The 669-nt window shown below is 70.7% G+C and carries 1 protein-coding gene; it reads right to left on the minus strand.

All coding sequences use genetic code 11. The features are described from left to right. Positions 1 to 149: 149 nt before the first annotated feature. A partial coding sequence (gene fabG, locus GPA_RS10390; protein WP_041239457.1) for a 3-oxoacyl-ACP reductase FabG occupies positions 150 to 669 on the minus strand: 520 nt, incomplete at its 5' end.

The following is a 669-nucleotide window of genomic DNA, read 5'->3' on the forward strand; positions in this document are numbered from 1 at the left end:
CGGGCCGATGCAGCAGGCGCGGCCCATGACCGCGTCCCACAGCGCCTCCACGCCCACGCCTGCGGGCGACACGGCGCCCATGCCGGTGATGACCACGCGATGCGTGCCGTCGGGGCGGCGCGTGGCGCCCGCGTTCGTGCTGTTCTCGCTCATAGCGACATACCTCCGTCGATGCAGACAACCTGTCCGGTGATGTAGCCCGCCTCCTCGCTCGCCAGGAAGCGGACGAGCGCGGCCACGTCCTCGGGCGCGCCGAGGCGCTTGGCGGCGATGCGGCCCAGAATAGCCTCGCGCTGCTTCTCCGACAGCGCGTCGGTCATGTCGGTGGCGATGAAGCCCGGCGCCACCGCGTTCGCCGTGACGTTGCGCGCGGCCAGCTCGCGGGCGAGCGACTTCGTGAGGCCGATGACGCCGGCCTTCGACGCGGCGTAGTTCGCCTGCCCCGCGTTGCCCGCCACGCCCACGACGCTCGACAGGTTCACGATGCGCCCGTAGCGCTGCTTCATCATGCGCTGCGCCGCCGCCTTGCAGCAGTTGAACGTGCCCTTGAGGTTGACGTCGATGACCGCGTCGAAGTCCTCCTCCTTCATGCGGGCGATGAGCCCGTCGCGCGTGATGCCCGCGTTGTTCACGAGCACATCCACGCGGCCGAACGCCTCATGGGCCGCC

Origin of the sequence: Gordonibacter pamelaeae 7-10-1-b (genome assembly GCF_000210055.1) — a bacterium.
Taxonomy (GTDB): domain Bacteria; phylum Actinomycetota; class Coriobacteriia; order Coriobacteriales; family Eggerthellaceae; genus Gordonibacter; species Gordonibacter pamelaeae.